24 protein-coding genes are annotated in these 23657 nt (G+C 60.1%); 5 read left to right on the top strand and 19 right to left on the bottom strand.

Features of this window, described 5'->3' with window-relative positions:
- Positions 1-19: 19 nt before the first annotated feature.
- Together GT019_RS26690 and GT019_RS26685 are read left to right on the top strand one after the other, a co-directional pair.
- Positions 20-550: a hypothetical protein gene (locus GT019_RS26690; protein WP_161746492.1), complete on the top strand. Its 531-nt coding sequence runs from the start codon at positions 20-22 to the stop codon at positions 548-550.
- Between the two features lie 173 nt (positions 551-723).
- A complete protein-coding gene (locus GT019_RS26685; RefSeq protein WP_161746491.1) occupies positions 724-1623 on the top strand; it encodes an SDR family oxidoreductase in 900 nt (299 codons plus the stop codon).
- Between the two features lie 117 nt (positions 1624-1740).
- Here GT019_RS26685 and GT019_RS26680 read toward each other — a convergent pair whose 3' ends face one another.
- A complete protein-coding gene (locus GT019_RS26680) occupies positions 1741-2643 on the bottom strand; it encodes a DMT family transporter (protein WP_161746490.1) in 903 nt (300 codons plus the stop codon).
- A gap of 188 nt (positions 2644-2831) precedes the next feature.
- On the opposite strand from GT019_RS26680, the gene GT019_RS26675 reads away from it, so the two are divergent.
- Positions 2832-3719, top strand: a complete 888-nt coding sequence (locus GT019_RS26675) for a LysR family transcriptional regulator (RefSeq protein WP_161746489.1) — start codon at positions 2832-2834, stop codon at positions 3717-3719.
- A gap of 230 nt (positions 3720-3949) precedes the next feature.
- Here the strand turns inward: GT019_RS26675 and GT019_RS26670 are convergent, their stop codons facing one another.
- The 3 genes from GT019_RS26670 to GT019_RS26660 form a co-directional block, all read right to left on the bottom strand.
- A complete protein-coding gene (locus GT019_RS26670; protein ID WP_161746488.1) occupies positions 3950-4258 on the bottom strand; it encodes a DUF1330 domain-containing protein in 309 nt (102 codons plus the stop codon).
- A gap of 462 nt (positions 4259-4720) precedes the next feature.
- Positions 4721-5434 (bottom strand): purine-nucleoside phosphorylase, encoded by a 714-nt coding sequence (deoD, locus tag GT019_RS26665; protein ID WP_161746487.1) that lies wholly within the window; start codon positions 5432-5434, stop codon positions 4721-4723.
- A gap of 83 nt (positions 5435-5517) precedes the next feature.
- Positions 5518-6678: a response regulator gene (locus GT019_RS26660; RefSeq protein WP_161746486.1), complete on the bottom strand. Its 1161-nt coding sequence runs from the start codon at positions 6676-6678 to the stop codon at positions 5518-5520.
- 345 nt (positions 6679-7023) lie between these two features.
- Here GT019_RS26660 and GT019_RS26655 point away from each other — a divergent pair, with 345 nt between their 5' ends.
- The gene (locus GT019_RS26655; RefSeq protein WP_235949436.1) at positions 7024-8103 is read left to right on the top strand and encodes a lactonase family protein; all 1080 of its coding nucleotides are present in this window, start codon (positions 7024-7026) and stop codon (positions 8101-8103) included.
- A 192-nt stretch (positions 8104-8295) separates the two neighbouring features.
- Here GT019_RS26655 and GT019_RS26650 read toward each other — a convergent pair whose 3' ends face one another.
- The 4 genes from GT019_RS26650 to GT019_RS26635 all read right to left on the bottom strand — a co-directional run bounded on the left by GT019_RS26650 (position 8296) and on the right by GT019_RS26635 (position 9671).
- Positions 8296-8727 carry a VOC family protein gene (locus tag GT019_RS26650; protein ID WP_161746509.1) on the bottom strand — a complete coding sequence of 144 codons (432 nt, stop codon included), beginning with the start codon at positions 8725-8727 and terminating at the stop codon, positions 8296-8298.
- Between the two features lie 87 nt (positions 8728-8814).
- The gene (locus GT019_RS26645) at positions 8815-9099 is read right to left on the bottom strand and encodes a helix-turn-helix transcriptional regulator (protein ID WP_161746484.1); all 285 of its coding nucleotides are present in this window, start codon (positions 9097-9099) and stop codon (positions 8815-8817) included.
- Positions 9012-9533, bottom strand: a complete 522-nt coding sequence (locus GT019_RS26640; RefSeq protein WP_161746483.1) for a DUF6597 domain-containing transcriptional factor — start codon at positions 9531-9533, stop codon at positions 9012-9014. Before GT019_RS26640 ends, GT019_RS26645 begins: the two co-directional genes overlap by 88 nt.
- Positions 9534-9671 (bottom strand): hypothetical protein, encoded by a 138-nt coding sequence (locus GT019_RS26635; protein WP_161746482.1) that lies wholly within the window; start codon positions 9669-9671, stop codon positions 9534-9536. It lies immediately after the preceding gene.
- A gap of 226 nt (positions 9672-9897) precedes the next feature.
- On the opposite strand from GT019_RS26635, the gene GT019_RS26630 reads away from it, so the two are divergent.
- The gene (locus GT019_RS26630; RefSeq protein WP_161746481.1) at positions 9898-11298 is read left to right on the top strand and encodes an S-layer homology domain-containing protein; all 1401 of its coding nucleotides are present in this window, start codon (positions 9898-9900) and stop codon (positions 11296-11298) included.
- A gap of 217 nt (positions 11299-11515) precedes the next feature.
- Here the strand turns inward: GT019_RS26630 and GT019_RS26625 are convergent, their stop codons facing one another.
- The 11 genes from GT019_RS26625 to fsa all read right to left on the bottom strand — a co-directional run bounded on the left by GT019_RS26625 (position 11516) and on the right by fsa (position 23632).
- A complete protein-coding gene (locus GT019_RS26625) occupies positions 11516-13354 on the bottom strand; it encodes a sensor histidine kinase (protein ID WP_161746480.1) in 1839 nt (612 codons plus the stop codon).
- 207 nt (positions 13355-13561) lie between these two features.
- Positions 13562-13918 (bottom strand): DUF1304 domain-containing protein, encoded by a 357-nt coding sequence (locus GT019_RS26620; RefSeq protein WP_161746508.1) that lies wholly within the window; start codon positions 13916-13918, stop codon positions 13562-13564.
- 53 nt (positions 13919-13971) lie between these two features.
- Positions 13972-14148: a YjfB family protein gene (locus GT019_RS26615; RefSeq protein WP_161746479.1), complete on the bottom strand. Its 177-nt coding sequence runs from the start codon at positions 14146-14148 to the stop codon at positions 13972-13974.
- 113 nt (positions 14149-14261) lie between these two features.
- The gene (locus GT019_RS26610) at positions 14262-15248 is read right to left on the bottom strand and encodes a zinc-binding dehydrogenase (RefSeq protein ID WP_161746478.1); all 987 of its coding nucleotides are present in this window, start codon (positions 15246-15248) and stop codon (positions 14262-14264) included.
- A 74-nt stretch (positions 15249-15322) separates the two neighbouring features.
- Positions 15323-15784 (bottom strand): DUF2269 family protein, encoded by a 462-nt coding sequence (locus GT019_RS26605; protein ID WP_161746477.1) that lies wholly within the window; start codon positions 15782-15784, stop codon positions 15323-15325.
- A gap of 234 nt (positions 15785-16018) precedes the next feature.
- Entirely contained in the window at positions 16019-17494 is a 1476-nt protein-coding gene (locus tag GT019_RS26600) for an ABC transporter substrate-binding protein (protein WP_161746476.1), read from the bottom strand.
- A 121-nt stretch (positions 17495-17615) separates the two neighbouring features.
- Positions 17616-19559, bottom strand: a complete 1944-nt coding sequence (gene abc-f / locus GT019_RS26595; RefSeq protein ID WP_161746475.1) for a ribosomal protection-like ABC-F family protein — start codon at positions 19557-19559, stop codon at positions 17616-17618.
- A gap of 129 nt (positions 19560-19688) precedes the next feature.
- A complete protein-coding gene (locus GT019_RS31650) occupies positions 19689-19859 on the bottom strand; it encodes an RAxF-45 family protein (protein ID WP_201755614.1) in 171 nt (56 codons plus the stop codon).
- Positions 19860-20133: 274 nt separating this feature from the next.
- Entirely contained in the window at positions 20134-21546 is a 1413-nt protein-coding gene (gene gndA, locus GT019_RS26590; protein ID WP_161746474.1) for an NADP-dependent phosphogluconate dehydrogenase, read from the bottom strand.
- Between the two features lie 16 nt (positions 21547-21562).
- Positions 21563-22912, bottom strand: a complete 1350-nt coding sequence (locus tag GT019_RS26585; RefSeq protein ID WP_161746473.1) for a glucose-6-phosphate isomerase — start codon at positions 22910-22912, stop codon at positions 21563-21565.
- Between the two features lie 54 nt (positions 22913-22966).
- Positions 22967-23632, bottom strand: a complete 666-nt coding sequence (gene fsa, locus GT019_RS26580) for a fructose-6-phosphate aldolase (protein WP_161746472.1) — start codon at positions 23630-23632, stop codon at positions 22967-22969.
- Between the last annotated feature and the right edge of the window lie 25 nt (positions 23633-23657).

The raw sequence follows: 23657 nt of genomic DNA, 5'->3' as shown, positions 1-23657 counted from the left end.
TCGTCAGAGGAGGATGAGCATGGAATATATTCGCGATCATGCCATGTACGTTTCGATCTTCGGGCTGTTCAGTTTTGTCTGGTTCGGCTGGGCGCAGGAAAATCCCCGGGCGAACTGGCGCAAATACCTCGGCGCGGCTTCCGGCGCCGCGCTGCTGCTCTGCCTCTGCGGCGTGTACTTGAGCATCGCGAATTGGGATGCGCCCTCCGCGCTGTCGGAGAGCCGCTCGTTCCGGAATTATTTGATCTTCTTCTATGGCGAATTCTTCGTCGGCGGCATCGGCGCCTACTTGCTTATTCGCAAGAAGCGGAGCCGCCATGTCGCCCCTTGGATCGCATTCATCGTCGGCATTCATTTTATCGGATTGAAGAGCGTGTTCGACGATCCCGGCTTGTACGTGCTCGCGGCGCTGCTTGTCGGCGTCTCGGTCGCGGCGCTTTATATCGCTCCGAGACTGAACGTCGCCGCCAGCGCGATTACCGGCATCGGGGCCGGAACGGCGCTGTTCGCCTTCGCGCTGCTGGGGCTCGTGCGTTACTTGGCCGTTTGAGCCAAGGAATCGGGCCTGCGGCTGCGCGGGCTCGTGCGTGGTTGGGCCGTTTGAGCCAACGGCAAGGACGGTTGAACCGAGGGCACCTGTTCCGCCGAGTTTCCGGCGGAATCACACCTTCCCGCCCATAGGCGAATATCCTGAATCAACCCACGTCAAACGGAGGTTCGACCATGATTCCGGGATACCCCTATTACAGTCAGGAAACGCAATGCAAGCAGGTGCCGGTGACGTTCCCGCCGCAGCACCAGGACCGTCAGCCCGGCCTCGAATACAAGATGGTGCCGCTGCCGATCTCGGATAATCCGCACTACAAGGGCAGCGGGAAGCTCGCCGGCAAAATCGCGATCATCACGGGCGGCGACAGCGGCATCGGCCGGGCCGTCGCCATCGCGTTCGCCAAGGAAGGCGCGGATGTCGCCATCGTCTACCTTTATGAACGGGAAGATGCCGTCGCGACGCAGAAGATGGTGGAGCAGTACGGCAAGAGGTGCCTGCTGATCGAAGGGGACTTGCGGCAGCCCGCGTTTTCGGCCGAGATCGTCCGTCTTACGCTGGAGCGCTACGGAAAGCTGGACGTTCTCGTGCTGAACCAAGGCGTTCAATTCCCGCAGGAAAGCATATTGAACATCTCCAACGAACAGCTGGAAGACACCTACCGGACGAATATTTTTCCGCATTTCTATCTGACGAAAGCCGCGCTTCCCCATCTGCATCCCGGCAGCGCGATCATCAGCACGGCCTCCGTTACCGCCTACGCGGGAGCGCCGCTGCTCGTCGACTACTCCTCGACGAAAGGCGCGATCGTCTCCTTTACCCGCTCCTTGTCGCTGCAGCTCGTCAAGTGCGGGATCCGCGTCAACGCCGTGGCGCCGGGTCCGATCTGGACGCCGCTCATCGTATCGAGCTATTCGGCCGAGTACGTCAAGACCTTCGGGCTGGAAACGCCGATGAAGCGGGCCGGGCAGCCGTTCGAGCTCGCGCCGGCCTACGTCTATCTGGCCTCCGACGATTCCTCCTTCGTGACGGGCCAGGTGCTTCACGTGAACGGCGGGGTCATGACGGAAACGTAATGGACCGGCAGGTTATGCGACATGCAAAAAAAGATCCCCGGGACATCTCGGGGATCTTTGCTTTTGAAGCCGATGGCCGGCGCCGATCGGCTGCAGCATTAGGCCGCAACCGCCGGATCACGCAGGCTCGGCGCCCGCGCGGCGCGCGTTCTGCCGGTTCACGAAATAGATGCTGAACAGGATCAGGGCCAGCCCCGCCAGCAACGACAGCGTGAACGGCTCGCCGAAGAACAGGCATCCCGTCAGAATCGCCACGAGCGGGATCAGGAACGTGAATGAAGCTACCTTGCTGGCGTCGCCGGCATCCATCAATTTATAGAACACCAGCCAGCCCAATGCGATGACGAAGATCGAAATAAACAGCAGGCTCGCTATGAATCCGCCCGTCCATTCGACGTCGGACCAGCTTTCGACGCTCGTGCCGAGCGTCGTCATGAACAGGCCGCCGATGATCAATTGCAGCGTCACGAGCCATATCGGATCGACGGCGGAGCTGGATTTCTTGACGAATATCGTGCCGAGCGCCCAGCTGAGCGCGGACCCGAGCGCCAACAGGATCCCGGCGACGGAAATATGGCCGGATATGCCGCCCGCCCCGCTGCATATGACGGCGACGCCGGCGAATCCTAAGACGAGGCCGACGACCTTGAGGCCGTTCATCGACTCGCCCAGCCACAGCCATGAAAAGAACCCGACCAATACCGGCTGCAGAAACACGATCGCCGAGAACAAACCCGAAGGCAGGTAGCCGAGCCCGATCGTTTGCAGGCCGTAATACAGGACGACGTTGACGATGGCCGAGACCGCATAGACGCGCCATGTCCGCTTGAAATGCAGTTTCCGGAACCTGGGAATCGCGACGGCAAGCAGCAACAGCCCGCCCAGCAAGGTGCGGACGCCGGAGAACAGCACCGGCGGCATGTCGTTCAGCGCGTATTTGGACAAGGGCCAGTTGATGCCCCAGACGATGACGAGAAACAGGATCAGCAAAGCCGTTCTTATGCCCGAAGATCGATGCAAGTTGTTCGTCCCCTTCTCGCAAGATGAATGTGCAGCGTATGATGGATGAGTACCGTAAAATGAATTTTCTGCGAGCGCGCTATGCTCGTTCTTCCGATTGCAAGTGTACAGCAGCTGCTCGCATAGGTAAAATACATATCCCGCATCGTTTTCATTCCGTTTCTCTATGGATAAGAGGTGACCGCCCCTTGGATATTCGGCATTTGAATTACTTCCTGGAGGTCGCGCGCCGGCAAAGCTTCACGAAGGCCGCGCAGGCGCTCTATATCACGCAGCCGACGATCAGCAAAACGATCAAAAACTTCGAGGACGAGCTAGGCGTCGTCTTGTTCGAACGCGCGGGCAAACGCATCCTGCTGACGGACGCGGGCGAGATCCTGCTCGAGCAGGCGCAGCAGATGATGCAAGCCTTCAAGGATATGACCTTCCGTCTCGAGGAATTGACCGAGGTCAGGGCCGGCCGCATCCGGGTCGGGCTGCCGCCGATGGTCGGCGTCAGCTTCTTCCCGCAGGTGATCGGCCGATTCCGCGCGAGCTACCCCGGCATCGCGCTCGAGCTGTTCGAATACGGGACCAAGCGGGTGGCGGCCGAGGTCGAATCCGGCGAGCTCGATATCGGGGTTATCCTGCTGCCCGCGGACGAGGAACGGTTCGATTCGTTCTGCTTCGTCAAGCAGCAGCTGATGCTGGTCGTGCCGCCGTCCCATCGGTTGGCCGGGCGCGAAGAGGTGCGGCTCGCCGAGCTGAGCGAGGAGCCGTTCCTGCTGTTTCACGAGGATTTCGCCCTGCGCGACCGAATCATCGCCGCCTGCGAGCGGCAAGGGTTCCGGCCGCATGTCGTGTACTCGAGCACGCAATGGGATTTCATCAGCGAACTGGCCGCCGTTAATCTGGGCATCGCGCTGCTGCCGGACAAGATCTGCAAGGAGCTGGATCGCGAAAGGCTGCGGATCATCCGCACGGATCCGCCGATTCCGTGGGAGCTGGCGATGATCTGGCGCAAGAACGGCTACCTGTCGCACGCGGCCCGGGAATGGATCGCCTTGGCGAGAACGATGCTGGCCGCGGCCGACTGACCGTCCCCGGGGCAATCCGGGTCGCAAACGGATTGCCGTGCGCGCCAACAAAAAACACGCCGCGATTCGGCGTGTTTTTAGTCTTTCGATTGCGCAAACTCCAACTGGGAACCATCGCGACGCCTGTCCGGATATCGACAGGATAAGGCCCACGCCGTCCATGAACCGAGCTGACGCGCCTCCTGGCTCCCGTTAACATTCGCGACGCGGCGAACTCCCGCAACGCCTATTCATTCGCCACTGCCTTCGCTCGCGATTCCTTCGACGATAATGCCGCGATAAATGCCGCCTTTCAACCGGTGACGCACCGCTTCTTGATAGGCCGGCCCATAGTACCAACGCTTCGCTTCCTCGAACGAGGGGAAACGTAAAATCGCGGCTCCTTCAGCTTCCGGTCCTTCGATGGCTTCGTGTTTTCCGTACAATGCCAGCGGCGTGACCGGATGACCGGCCAAGCCCGCCGGAGCCTGCTCCGAATATAAACGCAGCGCTTCCGGATCGACCGTCCGCTCGCGGATGAAAATGACGTAGGCTGCCATGCTTCGCTATCCACTCCTTCATGTTCCCATCCCGTATTCCTTTCGAAATGACGCTCCTTGACCCGCGTTATCTCTGCAGCATGCGCAATTTCAGTGTACGGCGTGCGCCTTATAAGATCCAATTTATAATGATAATCAAATTGATTATTATTTTTCATAAACATGAGCATTGCATGCCCTGGTCAAGCAAAGCTGTTTAGCAAACGAAGCAGCCTTGCAAGCGATCGCGCGCCCCGCGTTGACGCGGCAAGCAGGCCGTTACCCGGCGCGATTGTCGATGCCCATGAACCAGTACGAGAGCAGGACCCCGACGATCAAGACCGCCGTCAACAACAGCAGCGATGCAAATGCGGACGACAATTACTCGTTCAACGAACGCAGGCACGACGAAATCGGCGAACAGCCCCCGACGACAAACAGCCCTCAAGCTGTCCGCTTGAGGGTTGTTTGTCATGAAGAGCCTTATTCGCCGAGAATCGCCGCCTCGAGCGCCACGACGATCATGTCGTTGAAGGTCGTCTGACGCTCTTCCGCCGTCGTATCCGTTTCGCCGCTGAACAGATGGTCGCTGACCGTCAGGACGGACAGGGCCTTCGCGTGATGGCGGGCTGCCAGCGTATACAACGCCGACGACTCCATCTCCACGGCGAGCACGCCGTAGTCGGCCAGCTTCTTGACCGGCTCCATGCTCTCCCGGTAAAACGTATCCGCCGTCAGAATATTGCCGACCTTGACGGACATCCCCCGGTCGAGGCAAGCCTGATGCGCCCTGCGGAGCAGATCGAATTCCGCTGCCGGCGCGAAGCTGAACCCGGGAAAAAGCAGCTGGTTGGCGCTCGAATCCGTGGTCGCCGTCATCGCGATGATCACGTCGCGGACCTTGACGTCCTCCCGCATGCCGCCGCAGGTGCCGACGCGGATCAGCTGCTTCGCGCCATACTCGCGCAGCAGCTCGTTGACGTAGATGGAAATCGAGGGAACGCCCATGCCGGTTCCCTGCACGGATATCCGTTTTCCTTTATACGTCCCGGTAAAGCCCAGCATTCCCCTGACTTGGTTGTAGCATTTCGCATCCTGCAGAAAGGTTTCGGCGATATGCTGCGCGCGCAGCGGATCGCCGGGCAGCAGGATCGTTTCGGCGATATCGCCCGGTTTGGCGTTGATATGTATGCTCATTATTCTGAGGCCGTTACGTAGAACGCAACGGCCTTCACCTCCATCGTCATGAATTGATCAAGCATGCCCGGATTCGTCGTCGTTTATGTACGGTCGCCGGATGTTCGTTTCTTGTCCCCCATGCCGCTCACGAGCGCGTCGTACTCGAATACGAGCTCCCGGGGCGGACGAATGCCGAGCTCCCTGCCGAGCAGGCGGACATAGTCGGTGTATCTGGCCGTCAGCGCCTTTTTGTCTCCAGCCGACGCGTGGGCCCGCATCAGCAGACGGACGGCCGATTCGTCGAGCGGATTGCGCTCGAGCAGCTTGTGCAGCAGCTTTGCCGCTCCGGCGGAATCCGCCGCTTCCAAGAGCGCGGCGGAGAGCCGGAGAACGAGCGAAGCGTACAGCCCGGCGACGCGCTCCGTCTCGTGAATCGCCCATACGTATGCCTTATCCCCGAATAGATCGCCCGTATACAGCTGCTCGGCGCGCAGCGCTTCCTCCGCGTTCCCGGCATCGATCCGCTCCAGCTGCTGCGCTCGCTCCACGAACGCCTCGTAATCGATGACCGCGTGCTCCAGCTCCAGCGCATAGCCGTCGTTCTCCGAGCGGACGGCTTCGCGCAGGCCCAGCGGCTGGAGCGATTTGCGCAGCTGATAGACGGTCGTGTTCAAATAATTTTCCGCGTTGCCCTGGGACATGCCGCCGAAGATTTCCGTCAGCAGGCGAGAGCGCGGAATTCGCTTGCCCCGGTGCAGCAGCAGGTAGGCGAACAGCTCCGCGCTTTTGCGCGAGATCCATTTCACGCGGCCCGCTTCATTGCGCACGAAGACGTCCCCCAGCGCCGTAACGACGGTTTCCGCCGGATTCCGGTCCGCCCGCGGCGCGGCCGCAGGTGCTTTTCGCTCCGCAAGCACGCGGTTAACGGTTCGTTCCAGCCGCTCCTGGGACACCGGCTTGACCAGGTAATCCAGCACGGACAGCTCGTACGCCCGCAGCGCGAAATCCTTATGCGACGTGACGAAGACGATCCGGGCCGCAAAGTTCTCTTCCTCCGCCCGCGCCGCGAAGGCCACGCCGTCCTCGCCCGGCATCGAGATGTCCACGAACGCGAGTCCGATATCGGCATGCTCGCGCAGGTAAGCGGCCGCGGCCGCCGGCTCCGTGAACACGCCGGCGACTTCCACTTCGGGAATCTTGCCGAGCATCTTCCGCAAGATCAAATGCATGGCGGGCTCGTCGTCCACCAAAATGACTTTCATCCGCCATCCCCCTCCGTTTCGCCGCCGCTCCGCCTTCCGGCCTCCGGAGAGACCGGGCAGGATTCATCATAATACGAACGCCGCGCCTTGACAACTCGTTGCCAACGGGCCGGTTCGCCGATGACGAACGAACAGCCCGTACCTGAGCGATCTGAGCGATCTGCGCGAACTCCTGGCCCTTGGCGATGTAAACCGAGGTCCGAATAACCGCATACGGCGATGACGCGGCGCCTCTTTCATTCCTTGCGAATGGCGCGGACTTTTTTGCGTCCAAGATGCCTTTTCGGCCGATTAATGGTAAAATGCAACCTTAGGAAGACAATGCGAATTGGAGGTACGATGACAATGGCGACAACGCAAACCTTTGCTTTTATCGGTTCTTACGCGGATGCGGACGGACCTGGATTATATGCCTGCGCGTTCGACGAACGGACGGGCGTCTTGAAGCTGCTGGACCAAGCGGACGGCTTGCAGAACCCGACGTTTCTCGTCCCGGACGAGACGGCGCGCACGCTCTATGCCATCATGGAAAGCAAGGATGCCGAAGGCCGGCGCTGCGGCGGCGCTGCCGCGTACCGGTTCGCCCCCGCTTCCGGGAAACTGGAGCGGCTGAACGAGGAAATCACGCTGCCGGCGACGACCTGCCACATCTCGCTCGACCATACCCGCAGGTTCGCGCTGACCGCGAGCTACCATGGCGGCATGGTCGGCCTCTCCCCGATCCTGGAAGACGGACGCATCGGACCGGCCGCCGACATTCACCGGCACGAGGGATCGAGCGTGCATCCGGCCCAAACGCAAGCGCGCGCCCATTCGGCGATCGTCGACCGCGACAACCGCTATGCCGTCGTGTCCGACCTCGGCCTCGACAAGGTGTTCGTGTACAAGCTGGATCCGGCGAACGCCAAATTGACGCTTCAAAGCGAGACGAGCATCGCCCCGGGCTCGGGACCGCGCCACTTCGCGTTCCATCCGAAGCTGTCCGTGGGCTACGGCATCAACGAGTTGAACAGCACGATTACCGTATACGCGTACGACGCGGAACAAGGGCGCCTGAGCGTCGCGCAGACGATCTCCACGCTGCCGGACTCGTTCGAAGGCGACAATGCCACCGCGGACATTCACCTGTCGCCGGACGGCAAATTCCTGTACGGCTCCAACCGCGGGCATGACAGCCTCGCGGTCTATGCCGTCGACCCGGAAAGCGGCCTGGTCGAGCCGGTGGAATACGCGCCTACGCTCGGCGGCCATCCGCGCAACTTCGCGGTGTCGCCGGACGGCCGGTTCGTGCTCGTGGCCAACCGCGACGGCAACAATGTCGTCACCTTCAGCCGCGATGCCGTTACCGGGAAGCTGCTGCCGACGGGAAGCGAGTTCTCCGCGTCGAAGCCGGTTTGCGTTCGCTTCGCGGAAATCACCGCGTAAACGAGGCATTGCGCCGTCTTACGCCCCTATCGCGAGAACGAACCGCCGTCCTCCAAACGGGGGATCGCCGGATGGCTGATCGCAAGAAGGATGCCAAGAATGATCGCCAAAAGGACCGTAAAGAAGGCCGCCCGAGCGTTGTCCAACGCCGGGCGGCCTTCTCGCATTCGCTGCGGGTTAACTTCGACTCCGCTACTCCTGTTCTTCGTCCAGCTCCCACGCCGGGTTCCAGACGATCTCCCACAGATGGCCGTCTGGGTCCATGAAGTGGCCGGAATACCCGCCCCAGAACGCGTCGTGCGCGCGATCCGCGATCACCGCCCCGGCTTTCTCGGCCAGCGCCATGATCCGGTCCACCTCCGCTTTGCTGCCCACGTTATGGCCGATCGTCATCTCGGTCGAGCTTCGCGGCGACAGAGGGACCTTCGCCTCGTGGGAGAGATCGGCGCGTTTCCAGATCGCCAGCTTCATTCCCGCCTGCAGGTCGAAGAACGCGACGGCCCCGTGCTCGAATTCGGTGCCGATAATCCCTTCCGTCGGCAGTCCAAGCCCGTCGCGATAGAACGCCAGCGACTTGTCCAAATCGTCCACCCCGAGCGTAAGCACGGTTATGCGAGGTTTCATCATAATACCAGCCTCCCTAGCTTCGTTATGTCCGTACAAGACCATCATCGCAGATCGCGATCCTTTCGGCTTGTAATTAACGGCCAATCAATCGGGTTGAAACGCCTGCTTCGGCGACAGTCCATAGAAGCGTTTGAAATCCGCCGAGAAATGCGGCTGGTCGCTATAGCCGTACGCCAGGGCAAGATCCGTTAAGGGGATGGCCGGCCCTTGATGCAGCCGCTGCAGCACGTACTGGAACCGCACGATGTCCAGCAGCTTCTTCGGTCCGACGCCAAGCTCCTTCATGAAGAGCCTTCTGACGTTGCGCTCGCTGTAGCCGAGCTCCTCCGCCAGCTCCCGGACGGACAGCCTGCCTTGACTCGCATGCATGCCGTCGCTCCTGGTTCTCTCGCCTCGTCCAGGAAAGAGGCGGCCTCGCTTCCCCACAGCGCTTCAAGCGGGACATGCCGCCCGCCCAGTTCGGATACCGGGCAACGGATAAAGCGCCGCGCGCCCTCCGCAAAGAACCGGATGCCGAGCAAGGAACGGTCCTCCGCAAGCGAAGGGGTTTCGCAGCCGGTCATGATTCCTACCGCGAACGCGTTTGCGGACGATGCGTTCAGGTCGATAATAATGTCGACGCAGCCGTCCGGAATCACGCGATGCTTACCCGGCGGAGAGGACGTGCGCGTCTCGACGGTCCAATAGCAAGCCACGTACGGCCGCAGCGGCTCTCCCGGCTCGAATTCCCGGTAGCGGTAATCGGCGTCCGAACGATTCGTCAGCAGGACGGGCGGCTGCAAAGGATGGTACTGAAGCTTCATCTATGTGCTCCTCCCGAACGCGCCGAGCGAAGCATGAACCTGTCCCATCGGCTTCCTCGTGATGCCCTGCACGGAATGAGGGATGGCATTGGCGCCCGATACGCCAGCCAAATACCGAAGCAAAACGGAAACGATCATGGCGGCAGTCTCCTTTCTTGCGACGACGCTGCTGGTTTGCGATACATCCAGTATGCCATGAATACGGCAGCCTTGCCGCATGTTCGTCATGCAGGCGCCGAACCTGCCAGCCAGTACCGCTCTGAAAACTTATTCGACATTTTTCGAAATGGGCTGCAACCTTTCCACGGATAGGCTCGTCTTCCATATTTGAAAAGACCAAAATACATCCTCGAGGTGAACGAAATTGAAAAAATCATTCAAAATGCTTACTCTTACCGCCACTGCCGCTCTGTCGCTAACGTTTGTCGGCCAAGCCTTCGCGGCATCCGGCTTCTCGGATCTCGGTAACGATACGGCAAAAGATAAAATCATCTCCCTGCAGGAAAGAGGCCTGGTAAAAGGCATGACGTCCGAGCTGTTCGCCCCCAACGCCACGATGACGGCCGCCCAAGGCGTGCAATTGATCGTAAAGGCGCTTGACCTGAACCTGGATCTGGTCCGCTTCTTCAAGGAACCGAAAGCCAGCGATTATTTCAAAAACGCGAAAGACGACGCTTGGTATTCCGAGGCGCTCATCATCGCGTCCGTCAACGGGCTCGACCTGCCGGCCGACCTGGATCCGAACAAGCAATTGACCCGCGAGGAATTCACGTACCAGCTCATTCACGCGATCGAAGTCACCGGCAAGCTGCCGATGATCAAACCGGTCGTCGTCGACATCAAGGACGAAGACCAAATCACCGTGGACTATTCCGGCGCCATCCAACGCGCGATCAACTACGGCGTCATCAAGCTGAACGCCGACGGCACCTTGAGCCCGAAAACCGCCATCACCCGTTCGAGCGCGGCGGAAGAAATCTATAATGCCTTGGAATACTTGAAAGCTCATCCGTCCGAGGCAGCAACCGGCGTCTTGCCGGCCAAGCAAGGCGTCGATCTGATCGCTGCCGCGCTCGGCGTCACGCCCGAACTGGATGCCGCGATCGCTCCGGACGCGCCGCTGACGCGCGAAGCGTTCACCGACCTGCTCGTTCACGCGACCGAGACGGCCGGCAAGCTGCCGCTGATCAACCCGGTGGTCGTCGAGATCAAGGACCAAGACCAAATCAACGTCGTCTACTCCGGTTCGATCCAGCGCGCCCTGAAATACGGCATCGCGCAATTGAACGAAGACGGCAGCTTCAATCCGACCGCGGACATCACCCGCGCGGAAGCCTCAGCCGCCATCGATAAAGCTGCGGCTTACCTGAAGGATCACGCCGCACCGGTCGACGAGAACGCGATCGTCACCGGCGAACAAGCCGCCGCGCTGATCGCCAAGCAATTCGGCATCACGGTCGACCTGAAAAGCTTCGATATCGCGCCGGACCACAAGGTTACCCGCGAAGAATTCACGCATGTGCTCGTGAAAAGCCTGCAATCGAGCGGCAAGCTGCCGATGATCAAGGTCGCTCCGGTCGAGATCAAGGACGAGGACCAGCTGAACGTGCTGTACTCCGGTTCCGTTCAGACCGCGCTGAACCTCGGCATCGTCAAGCTGAACGCCGACGGCAAATTCGATCCGAAAACCGAGCTGACCCAAGCCGCGGCATCGGATCAAGTGAGCAACGCCGTCACGGCGCTTGATAAATTCACGCAAAAATAAGCGTTAACCGCGAACCAAAGGCCGCCGAGATCATCTCGGCGGCCTTTTTGTCTCCGCTAAGGACTAGGCCGGCTGATCCGCGAGTTGGTGACGGAGCAGGCAGCAAGACGCCGCGCAGCCTCATCGCCGCGCGGCGTTCGTCGGCCACGGAAGTTCCTTTTTCGTTTTCGATTTGGTTATCGTATCCGTCCTGGCGTTGGTTTCCACGTCCGGCGCTTCATGCCGACTCCGACGTTCGTTGCCGCTGCGGCGCGCCGGCCGCCTCCCCTTCGTCCTCGCATGCGCGCCGTCCGCTGGCCGAGCCGGGCAGCGTGAAGAAAAAGCTCGTCCCTTCGCCCGTCGCGCTCTCGAACCAAAGCTTGCCCCCATGGATGCGGACGAATTCGCGGGTCAGCACCAGACCGAAGCGGGCATCGCCAGCGTCGTCGCCGCCCAGAGCCGGCAGTTTGAAGAACGGCTCCTCGCGCCGCAGCAGCTCCGCCGTCGCTTCGTCGATGCCCGCGCCGTCGTCGGTGACGCGCACGACGACCCAATCGCCGTCCAGCGCGGCACTGACCTCGATCGATCCGCCGACCCCGGTATACTTGATCGCGTTCGAGAGCAGGTTGCGCAGGATCAGGTCCAGCATTTCCTTATCGGCACTGATCGTCAGCTCCCTGTCGACCCGTTCCGTCATCCGGATCTGCTTCATGTCCGCCTTCGATCCCGCCAGCGTCAGCGCCTGCCGGACGACCTGCTGCACATTCCAGCCCGCCGGGCGGAAGGCGATCTTGCCTTTCTGACTCCGGTACCAATCCAGCAAATTATCGACGAGCAGGAACGTGCTCTGCACCTGGCCCCTGAGCTCCCGGAACAATTTGGCATGTTCGGCGTCCCCGTCCGCCAGCTCGTCGCCGAGCAGCTCCGTCAAGCTGACCAGCAGCGCGATCGGATCGCGAATGTCATGCGCCATGACGGTGAACAGCTTGTCCTTGAACGCGTTCAGTTCCGACAATTGCCGCGCGTTCTCGCGAAGGCGGTCCTCGTTCTCCTTCAATTCCGTAATATCGTTGAACATCAGCATTTTGCCGATCGGAAGCTTGCTGGCGTCGTAAATATACGAGAGCCGGCAGGCATAATGCCTGTTCCGGCCGCCCAGGAGCGCCTGATACGGAAAGCGTTCGTCCTCGGCGGCCGCGCTTCCGATCCGCTCGAGCAGCTCCGGACTGCCGGACAGCACCAGGCCGACGGATGCGGGATAGCGCTTCGTCAGCGACAGCGCGGGCAGCACCTCCTCCGCCGCGCGGTTGTAGCTGACGATCTGATCCTCGTAATCGAGCAGGACGACGCCGTCGCCGATCGTGTCGAACACCTGCGCTTGCGCCAGCGGCATCAGGCGCAGCAGATTGAATTTGAATATTCCCCATATGTACGCGATGCCCGACACGGCGAAGCCGAAGGGCGTCAAGTCGACGTCGATTCCGAACCACAGGCATAGATTGAACAGCATCGGCGCGATCGCGCCGAGCAACAGAACGGCGATTTGTTTCCGCACGATCGGCAGCGCCCGCCAATACATCCGGACGCACAGCGACAGACCGGCGGTCATGACGATATAGCTGTATACCGTATGCACCTTGTACCAGAGTCCCTTGACCGTCACGTACTTCACGATCGAATCGTCCGTCGTCGGCATAAACCGTTCGTACATGAGATGATGCCAATCGTTGGTCAATTGGACGAGGAAGACCGACGCGGGAACGACGAACAGCGCCAGCGCGAGACGCTTGCGGTAAGCGGCCGCCGTCCCCGTGAATTGAATGATTTGGTACAGCCAAAGCGCCGATACGAACGGAATGCCCGCATATTCGATTTGAAGCGACAGCTTCACTTCGCCCAGGCTGTTGCTCAAGACCTCGAATGCATAGCCCGTCGCATAGAACGAAGCGGCCAGCATGATCAGAATCAGCGTCTTGGCCGCCGGCAAGTGGCGCTTCAGGTATGCGAGATACGCGATGAACGCCATCAGCGCCGCCGCGAGAAAAAGCAGGATCGACATCCATTGCCTTGCGTCCATTGGCTGCTGCCCTCCCGTGTGCATGCATGCGCGAACCGCCATTCGAGCGGGTTCGACAATTCCCTGCTTTCCTATGATAGCATCTTCCGGAATGGAAGTCGTACGCGATTATCCGGCGGATCCTCCGCAAGCGAAAAACCCACGATCTTCATCGTGGGTTTCTTATGCGCTTCGTCGGTCTCGCTGCGGGCCTTTATCCGCTGCCCGCTACTGAACCAGTACGAAAATGAGCGCGATCAATGCCGGCAGGCCCTGCACGAGCCAGATCGAACGCTTCGCCGTCGCTCCGCCGAACAACGCCGCGACGAGCACGCAGATCAGGAAGAACAATTCGATCGACTGTCCGGTCTGGTCATTGGGATGAAACAGTCCCCAAACGAGTCCGGCCGCGAGAAAGCCGTTGTACAATCCCTGGTTCGCGGCGAGCGACTTGGTCGCCTCCGCCTCTTCCCTCGTCGTGCCGAAGGCTTTCCTGGCGCGCGGGGTCGTCCACATAAACATTTCCAGCACCAAAATATAAACATGCTCCAAAGCGACTAATCCTACGAATATGGCGGCGAGTATGTTCGATTCCTCCTTGATTCCCGTACCTTGCTCCCATTCTAGCACAGTCCGGGTTAAACGCGAAGATCGAGATTGCCGCCCAAATTCGGCTGCACGCTTTGCTGCATCATTTGAATCAATTGTTGGGATTGCGCCGTGGATTGATCGGTTGCCATCTTGAGCACGCGGATTCCGACGGCCTGCGCCAAGCTTCCCTGAGCCATCGATATCGACATCGCGGCAATATCCATGCTTGGTTACCTCCTTCCGGTTGCGGTATTCGGCCCTTCTCCTTATGTATCGGATAAAGTCCCGACGATAATTACCGTTCCGGCCGATTTATCCGTTCCGTTCGACGGCGCCTCTACAACACGACGACGATTTTCCCTTGAACATGTCGCTGCGAAAGCCGCGTCAGCTCCTGCGGCACGTCCTCGAGCGCGATGCGTTTGCCGATCGTCGGGAGGATCTTCCCCGCCGTCATGAGCGTCATGAATGCCTCCGCCATCGCGCTCAAATCGCGCTCCGCGCGTTCGTCGCCAGCCAAATACGCTCCGGAGAGCATGAGCTTGTGCACGGTGAACGATTTGTGCGAAGGCTGGAAATCCGCCACCGTCTCCGGCGCGCCCGCGATGCAAGCCAGCTGCCCGCCGAAAGCCAGCATCGCCAGATCGGCCTGCGCCGACTGGCGGTTGATGGAATTCAGCGCGTAATCGACGCCGCGTCCCTCCGTCAGGGCCATCACGCGATCATGGACGTTCTCCGTGCCGTAATCGATGACGGCATCGGCGCCGAGCGACCGCACATACTCGAAATTAGCCGGCGAAGCCGTGGTGATGACCTGCGCGGCTCCGAACGCTTTCGCCAGCTGGATGGCATATCCGCCCACGCCGCCGGCGCCCGCATGGATCAGGATGGAGCTGCCCGCTCCAAGCTTCATCTTTCGGTTCAGCGCTTGGTATGCCGTCAGCCCGGCGCATGGGAACGCTGCCGCCTCCTCGAACGAGAGGCCGTCCGCGATGCGGGCTGCCGCGTTCGCTTTCGCTACGCCGTACTCCGCGAAGCTGCCCGGCTTAATGAAGCTGCCGTGGTAGACGACGCGGTCGCCTTCGTTCCACTGCGCGACCCCTTCGCCGACCTTGTCCACGACGCCGGCTCCGTCCAAGCCGGGGATGAACGGGTAGCTCCAATCCGGATGCCCGTTCTTGGCCATTTTGTAATCCGCCGGATTCAGGCTGGCCGCCTTGATGCGGACCCTGATTTCTCCCGGCCCGGGTTCGGGTAACGGGAGCTCCACGAGGGATAAGCTCTGGGGCTCGCCGGGCGCTTGCAGGACGATCGATCTCATCATGATAGTCTCCTTTGCGATATGGGCTCTTTATCTCAAGCCTATCATAGTCGATCCGGAGGCAATCCGCAAAAGGATCAGAAGCTTTTCGACACCATCAGGTACATGATGACGATCGGCAGCAGCGTCGCGGCGATGCCGAATACCGCCCATTGCAGCGAAGCCCGTTTGTAGGCCTCGGTGACGCGCCCGCTCTCCACGGAGGCCGCGCTGTGCCGGATCATCGCGCGCTGGAGGGGGACGAGCACCGCAAGCCAGATCAGTCCCGTGACGGCGAACAACAGGAGCGACACCGTCAGCCAGTTCATCCCGTGCATCGGCCATTGCGCCTGCTTTGCCATCAACATTCCGGATACGACGATGAGGATGAGGCCGGGAAGCGTGAACGCGTAATCGGCAAGCATGACGGACTTTACCGCGGCGTGAATCGCGACCGGATTCTTCCCGATGTCCGCGCGGACCTTCCAGAAAGCCGCCGTAACGATATTGCCGACGAAAACCACGACGCCTATCAGATGCAGAAGCAGCAGCGTATTCATGAATGAATCATCTCTCCTTCTCACTGTAAATTATTGTATGACCTTATTTTACATACCGACTAACGGTTTGTAAATAGTTCAATCGCACAGCGGGCAAATTTTCCGTCGGCTTCGGTCAAGTTTTAGCCTGGTAGGCCTTAGCCGCATAGCCCATCCTGGCTGGATAAAAAAACGGCTGCTTTCCGATTCGGAAAGCAGCCCGCCGTGACGAATGACTTGGCTTATTTGGCGTCGCTATTTCGAAGCGTTCGTTGCCGCGGTTCCCGCGGCCGATGCATCGCCGTCGGCAGACGCATCGCCTCCGGCCGAGGGCGATGCTCCCGCGTCCGGCTGGTTCTTCGCCTTCGCCAACTCTTGCGTCATCGCCAGCTGCCCTTCGGCTTGCGCCTTGTCGAGCGCGGCGTCGACCGACTTTTTCCCGTCGGCGGCGCTCTTCATTTCTTGCTGGATCAGGTTCGTGAATGTCATATAGAAGTTCGGCGGCAGTTTGTCGTAGTCCTTGTACAGGTTGGACTGTACCGGCTTCAGCATATAGAATGCCTGCATGTTGTGGTTGGCGTCGTCCTTCAAGTACGTCGTCCGCACGGAGAAGCCGCCCGAGTTGACCTTGGACGTCACCCTCGCGAATTCCTCGCCCGTGATGTAACGGATGAATTCCTTGGCGGCGTCGGCGTTCGCCGACTTCGCATTGATGGCGAAGATTTGCCCGAAGTTCATGTTCGTGCTGCCGTCCGGGTTCTGCGGGTCGACGGGAACGGTGACAAGGTCCCAGTTTTGCACGACCTTATCCTTGAGCCTGCTCTGCGCTTCCTTGATCTGTTCCAGCATGTACGTGCTTTCGAACTTCATGGCCAGCCTGCCCGCGAGGAACGGATCGCGAAGCATGTAATCTTCGTAAGTGGAGGATCCGCTGTTGCCATTGGGATCCTCGACGTATAAGGAACCGGATTTCAACGCGTCTACCGCCGTCTGGAAAACCTTCTTCCACGACGGGGTATTGACCGTGACCTGCCCGCTGGCCGCGTTGAACATTGCCAGGTTCTGGGAAGCCCCGATCGTGGAGCCCAGCTGATACGCGTCGGTGTTATAGCCCAAGTTCAGCCCGTAGACGCGCTTGTCCTTGGCGCCGTCCGTCGGAAAACGCTTCGCCAGCTGGAGCAGCTGCTCCCAGCTCATCTTGTCCTGCGGCAGCGGAATGCCGTATTTCGCGAATAAATCCTTGTTGTAGAATATCGCCTGGCTATAGAAGCTCGGGGACAACCCGTATACCTTGCCGTCGCCGAGCTGCTTCATGTAATCGATGAGTCCCGGAATGAGCGTCTCCTGATGGTAGTCCTTCTCCGCGATCAGCGCATCCAGCTCCAGAAGCTTGCCGTCCTTGGCGAACTTCGTCAACTGATCGTTGCCCAGGATGAGCACGTCGGGATTTTCCTTGTCGATGAATTTCTGCAGCTCCGCGTCGGGATCCTTCACCGGTTCGTTCGTATAGTTCTGGTTGGAGACGACGGTAAGCTCGACATTGGGATGAAGCGCGGAATACAACGTACCGTACTGGTCATAAAAGGACCGTTCGTCATAGTACAAGATCTTCAGCGCCGACTTCTCGTCGCTTGCATCGGCGCCTCCGCCGGTCAAGCTGCATCCGGACATGATCAGTGCCGTACCGAAGACGGCGATCTGCGCCAGATGGTTGTAACGCAACCCTTTCAACTTCCCCACTCCCATTCTAAATAGGTATTTCTTCCAAATTCAACCTATTATAGCATAAGGGATTGGCTAATAGATCCTAATTTTTCCTAAAAATACCTTAACATTCATCCAGGAAGGCTCCTCATTCCCCGATACTCATCCATTCCTCCAGCAGCAGGTCGAGCTTCGCCTGCTGCGCTTCCCGCTCATTCCAGCCCGTCGCAAGCCGCTCCGCATCGGCTGACGGATCGAGCCGGAGCAGCTGTTCGTCCGTCCGGGCCAGCTCCGCTTCCAGGCCAGCGATCTCGCGTTCAAGCCGCTCCGCGCGCTTCTCGTTCGTACGCGCATGGCCGCTGCTCGCGGCCGATCCGCGAACCGTCTGCGGCCGCTCGAGCGGCTTCGGCTTGACGATACGCGGCGAATCGCCGCTCGGCGACGCCTCTTGCTTTGCCGAGCGTTCGTCCCGCTGCTCCTTGTAATCGTCGTAGTTGCCCAGGTACGCCGCGATTCGTCCGTGACTCAGCTCCCATACGCGCTTCGCCAGGCGATTGATGAAGTAGCGGTCGTGGGAAATCGCCAGCACCGTTCCCGGGAATTCCTCCAGCGCCTCTTCCAGCGCTTCGCGGGAAGCGATATCGAGATGGTTCGTCGGTTCGTCCAGCAGCAGCAGGTTGGGCTTGCGCCTGACGAGCACCGCCAGCCGCAGCCGCGACCATTCCCCGCCGGAGAGCGTCGACAGCGGCTTGAAGACCTCGTTGCCGTAGAACAAATATCGCGCCAAAATGCCGCGCGCCTCGCCCTCTTCCAAACCGCCTTCAGTGCGGAAATAGTCCAGCACCGTCCGCTTGTTATCGCTTGCCGGTTCCTGCTGCGCCAAGTAACCGACCTCCACGCGCGCGCCTTGCTCGATGGTCCCGGCATCCGGCCCGCTCGCGCCGAGCAGCAGCTTGAACAGCGTCGTTTTCCCCGAGCCGTTGTCTCCGAGCAGCACGACCTTCTCGCCATATAGCAAGCTGCCCTCGGCTCCGTTAAGAATCGCGCGTTCCCCGAACCGCTTCGTCACGCCTTCGAAGGCGACGACCCTGCGGCCGGATCGCTCCTGCTGGGATAATGCGAACTCCGCGGTTCGCTGCTCCATGACCGGACGCTTGACGATCTCCATCCGCTCCAGCGCCTTGCGAATCGAGGCCGCCCGCTTGAAGAACTTCTCGTTCCCGCCGATGCGTCCCCATTCCTCGAGCTGCCGGATCGTTTCCTTCATTTTCTTGATCGCCTTCTGCTGCTCCTGGTATTGCGCGAACTGCTGCAGCAGCCGCTCTTCCTTCTCCTTCGTATAGCCACTGTAATCGGCTAGATAGACGGACGCTTCGCCGTCCTCGAGCTCGACCATCTTCGTGGCGACGGCATCGAGGAAATACCGGTCATGCGACACGATCACGCAAGCGCCCTCGTACCGCCTCAGGAACGTCTCGAGCCACTCGATGCCGCGCAGGTCGAGATGGTTCGTCGGTTCGTCCAGCAGCAGCAGCTCCGGGCGAACGACCAGCTGCGATGCCAGCACGACGCGCGTCTTTTCGCCGCCGGACAGGCTGGCGAAGGCTCGCCGGTCCCAGGAACGGTCGATCTGCAGCCCGCTCGCCACCTGATCGATGGCCGTGTCCAGCTCGTAGCCGCCGCCCTGCTCGAACCGTTCCTGCGCCAGCGCATAGCTCCCCAGCAGCCGCTCCATAACGGCGGCGTCGCCGACCGCTTCCGCGCCGGACATCCGTTCCTCGAGCGCCGACATCTCCGCCCGGACCGCCATTAACTCCCGGAACCCGTAAGCCAGCACGTCGTAGACGGCGAGCGCCTCGAACTCCGCCGGTATCTGCGGCAAATAACCGATCTTCAGCTCCTTTCGGATCGCGAGCAGCCCTTCGTCGGGCTGTTCATATCCGGCGATCAACCGAAGCAGCGTCGATTTTCCGCTGCCGTTGCGGCCGATCAAGCCGACCTTCTCGCCCTCCAGCAGCTGCAGCGTCGCGCCGTCCAGCACGAGCTGGGCCGCGTGGTATTTTTTCAAATCCTGCATGTTCACGATTATCATGGTCAAGATCCTCCTCTAATGTCGGAAGACCCGCGCTCGAAAGCACAAAAAGAGCCGCGGCAACAAGCCGCGGCCCTCTGGACAGATGCCGGATGATCGGCTCCCGGCGTCGGCCGGAAGCGAAAGCAATCACCCGTTCATCTGCCATCCGTTGTGGTGGAGGCAGGCGTCTTCTCGCGAATGGTCAATCGTATCGTCGTAAATGGACAGACGGATCCCGTTCGCGGAAAATGCATGCACAATGCCAGCCATGGCAATCGGCAGCTGGCTAATGCGGGAATTGACCAAATCGTGATTCACCTACCTCACCTCCTTTCGTTCGATACCTTCACCATACCACAGCGGAAGGCCCGTTGGCAATCCGCTCTCGCCCCCGTCGCCTTAAGAAAGCCGCGGGGCAAGCCGAAAGCGCGGCTGCCTCGTCCTGAATTCATCCGTTGTTCCTGCGGATGTTCGCCGACGATCTTGTAGACGGGCGAAGGAATCAAAAAGCCCGCGACCGGTGGCCGCGGGCTTCGATGACGTCATGCAACCGATAGCAGACGGCTGCGTAACGGTCGAGCATGCTTTTGAATTATTGCTCCATCCATTGGTGATGGAACGTGCCTTCGCGGTCGACGCGTTGGAACGTGTGCGCGCCGAAGTAATCGCGCTGCGCTTGCAGCAGGTTCGCCGGCAGGCGCTCCGAGCGGTAGCTGTCGTAGTACGCCAGCGCGGAGGAGAACGCCGGAACCGGAATCCCGCTGGTCACGGCGACGGAGATCACTTCGCGCCATGCGCCTTGGTAGCTCTCGACGACGTTCTTGAAGTAGTCGTCCAGGAACAGGTTCTTCAGCGACGGATCGCGGTCGTACGCGTCCTTGATATTTTGCAGGAAGCCCGCGCGGATGATGCAGCCGCCGCGGAAGATCATCGCGATGGCGCCGTAGTTCAGGTTCCAGTTATACGCCTCGGAGGCTGCCCGCATTTGGGCGAAGCCTTGGGCGTACGACGCGATCTTGCTCGCGAACAGCGCTTTGCGAACGGCTTCGATGAAAGCGCCGCGGTCGCCTGTGTAGCTCGATCCCGCCGGTCCGTGCAGCAGCTTGCTGGCGGCCACGCGCTCTTCCTTCATCGCGGAGATGAACCGCGCGAATACGGATTCCGTGATGATCGACAGCGGTACGCCGAGGTCGAGCGCGCTTTGGCTCGTCCATTTGCCCGTGCCCTTCTGTCCGGCCGAGTCGAGGATGACGTCGACCATCGGTTTACCCGTCTCCGGATCGGTCTTGCCGAAGATATCGGCCGTGATCTCGATCAGGTAGCTGTCCAGCTCGCCGTTGTTCCATTCCGTGAAGATGTCGTGCAGCTCGCTCGTGCTGAGGCCGAGCACGTCCTTCAGGAGATGGTACGCTTCGCCGATCAGCTGCATGTCGCCGTATTCGATGCCGTTGTGGACCATTTTGACGTAGTGGCCCGCGCCGTCTTCGCCGATGTAGGTCGTGCACGGTTCGCCGTTGACTTTGGCCGCGATGGCCGTCAGGATCGGCTCCACGAGCTCGTACGCGCTGCGCTGGCCGCCAGGCATGATGGACGGGCCGTTGAGCGCGCCCTCTTCGCCGCCGGAGACGCCCGCTCCGATGAAGCGGAAGCCTTGCGCCTGCAGGTCTTTGTTGCGGCGCTGCGTATCCGGGAAGTAGGCGTTGCCCCCGTCGATCAGGATGTCGCCTTGGCTTAAGTAAGGCACGAGCTGGTTGATGGTATCGTCGGTCGGTTGTCCGGCTTTGACCATGATCAGGATCTTGCGCGGCGTCTCGAGCGAATGCACGAATTCCTCCACGCTGTACGTGCCTACGAAATCCTTGCCTTTCGCTTCCTCGAGCAGCTCGTTCGTTTTCTCGGCCGAACGGTTGTACACCGATACCGAGAAGCCTTTGCTTTCAATATTCAGAGCCAGGTTTTTGCCCATGACGGCCAACCCGACCACGCCGATTTGTTGTTTTTTCATCGTAAGTGCCCCCTTGTCATTCCTGTCCTGTTGCGGATAAACGTTTTTCGAGCTCGGCTTTTTGCGCTTCGAAGCCGGGTTTGCCCAGCAGGGCGAACATGTTGACCTTGTACGCTTCCACGCCCGGTTGGTCGAACGGGTTCACGCCGAGCAGCAGGCCGCTGATGCCGCAGGCTTTCTCGAAGAAGTACACCATCTCGCCGTACGTGTATTCGTTCAGCTCGTCGAGCTCGACGATCAGGTTCGGTACGTTGCCGTCGACATGCGCCAGCCGCGTGCCGATCGCCGCTTGTTTGTTCACTTCGTCCATCGTCATGCCGGCGAGGAAATTCAAGCCGTCGAGATTGCCCGCGTCCGCTTCGATCGTCCATTCGACCCGCGCCTTCTTCACCGCAAGCACGGTCTCGATCAGGTCGCGCCGGCCTTCCTGGACGTATTGGCCCATGGAATGCAGGTCCGTCGTGAAATCGACCGATGCCGGGTACAGCCCCTTCTGGTCCTTCCCTTCGCTTTCGCCGAACAGCTGCTTCCACCACTCGGACACGTAATGCAGCGCCGGCTCGAAGTTCGCCAGCAGCTCGATCGATTTGCCTTTGCGGTACAAGGCGTTCCGAACGGCCGCGTATTGATAGCTCTCGTTGGTCGCGAGATCGGGATTGTCGTATTTGCGCGCGGCGGCTGCCGCGCCTTCCATCATGCGATCGATGTCGAGGCCGGCTGCGGCGATCGGCAGAAGTCCCACGGCCGTCAGCACGGAATAACGTCCGCCGACGTCGTCCGGAATGACGAACGTCTCGTAGCCTTCTTCGTCGGCGAGCTTCTTCAGGGCGCCCTTCGACGCATCGGTCGTCGCGAAGATGCGTTTGCGCGCTTCTTCCTTGCCGTATTTCTTCTCCATGTAGTCGCGCAGGATGCGGAAGGCGATCGCCGGCTCCGTCGTCGTGCCGGATTTGGAAATGACGTTCAGTGAAATGTCCTTGCCCTCGAGCAGCTCCAGCAGGTGCGAGATATAGGTCGAGCTGATGTTCTGTCCGGCAAAATACACTTGGGTATTGCCCTTCATTTGGTTATGGAACGTATGGGACAACGCTTCGATCGCCGATCTGGCGCCCAGGTACGATCCGCCGATGCCGATGACGACCAGCGCTTCGGAATTGGAGCGGATGCGCTCCGCCGCCTGCTTGATTCGCGCGAATTCTTCGCGATCGTACGCCAGGGGCAGGTTCACCCAGCCCAGATAATCGGATCCCGGGCCCTGCTTCTCGTGAAGCATGCGGTGGGCGACGCCCACGAACTCGCCGAGGTTATCCACCTCATGCTGCCCGAGGAACGACAACGCGTTGGAATAATCGAATTTGATTGCCATATGGAATCTCTCCTTCTATCCGTTTGTCTCTCTGTCTAAAAGCCTAACTCGGTATTAAAGCGCGGTTTTCTTCCAGTCGGCGGCGAATTTCTCCATGCCTTGATCCGTGAGCGGATGCTTGGAGATTTGCTCGATGACCGAGAACGGAATCGTGGCGATATGCGCGCCGGCCATCGCCACGCGCGTGACGTGGTCGGGGTGGCGAACCGATGCCGCGATGATTTGGGCATCCAGGTTATGCGTGCGGAACAATTCGGCGATTTTCGTGACTAATTGAACGCCGTCTTCCGAGATGTCGTCCAAGCGGCCGAGGAACGGAGACACGTACGTTGCGCCGGCACGAGCGGCCAAGAGCGCTTGGTTCACGGTGAAGATCAAGGTCACGTTCGTTTTGACGCCTTTCTTGGTCAGGTAGCGGCAAGCCTCGAGACCGGCAAGCGTCATCGGGAGCTTGATCGTGATATTTTTATCGTTATCGTTGATTTTGATCAGCTCGTTCGCTTGCGCGATCATTTCTTCGGCCGTTACCGCTTCCGGCGTGACTTCGGCCGACACGGATTCCACTTCAGGCACTTCGCGAAGGATTTCGGCGATGCGGTCTTCGAATTTCACGCCTTCTTTGGCCACCAGGGACGGGTTCGTCGTGACGCCGGACAGGATGCCGACTTTATACGCTTTTTTAATGTCTGCCAGGTTTGCCGTATCGATGAAAAATTTCATGTTTATTACCTCCGTTTTTTGGGTA

Origin of the sequence: Paenibacillus glycinis (assembly GCF_009909185.1) — a bacterium.
Classification (GTDB): Bacteria; Bacillota; Bacilli; order Paenibacillales; family Paenibacillaceae; genus Paenibacillus_Z; species Paenibacillus_Z glycinis.
This window is presented reverse-complemented; position numbering and strand designations above follow the sequence as displayed.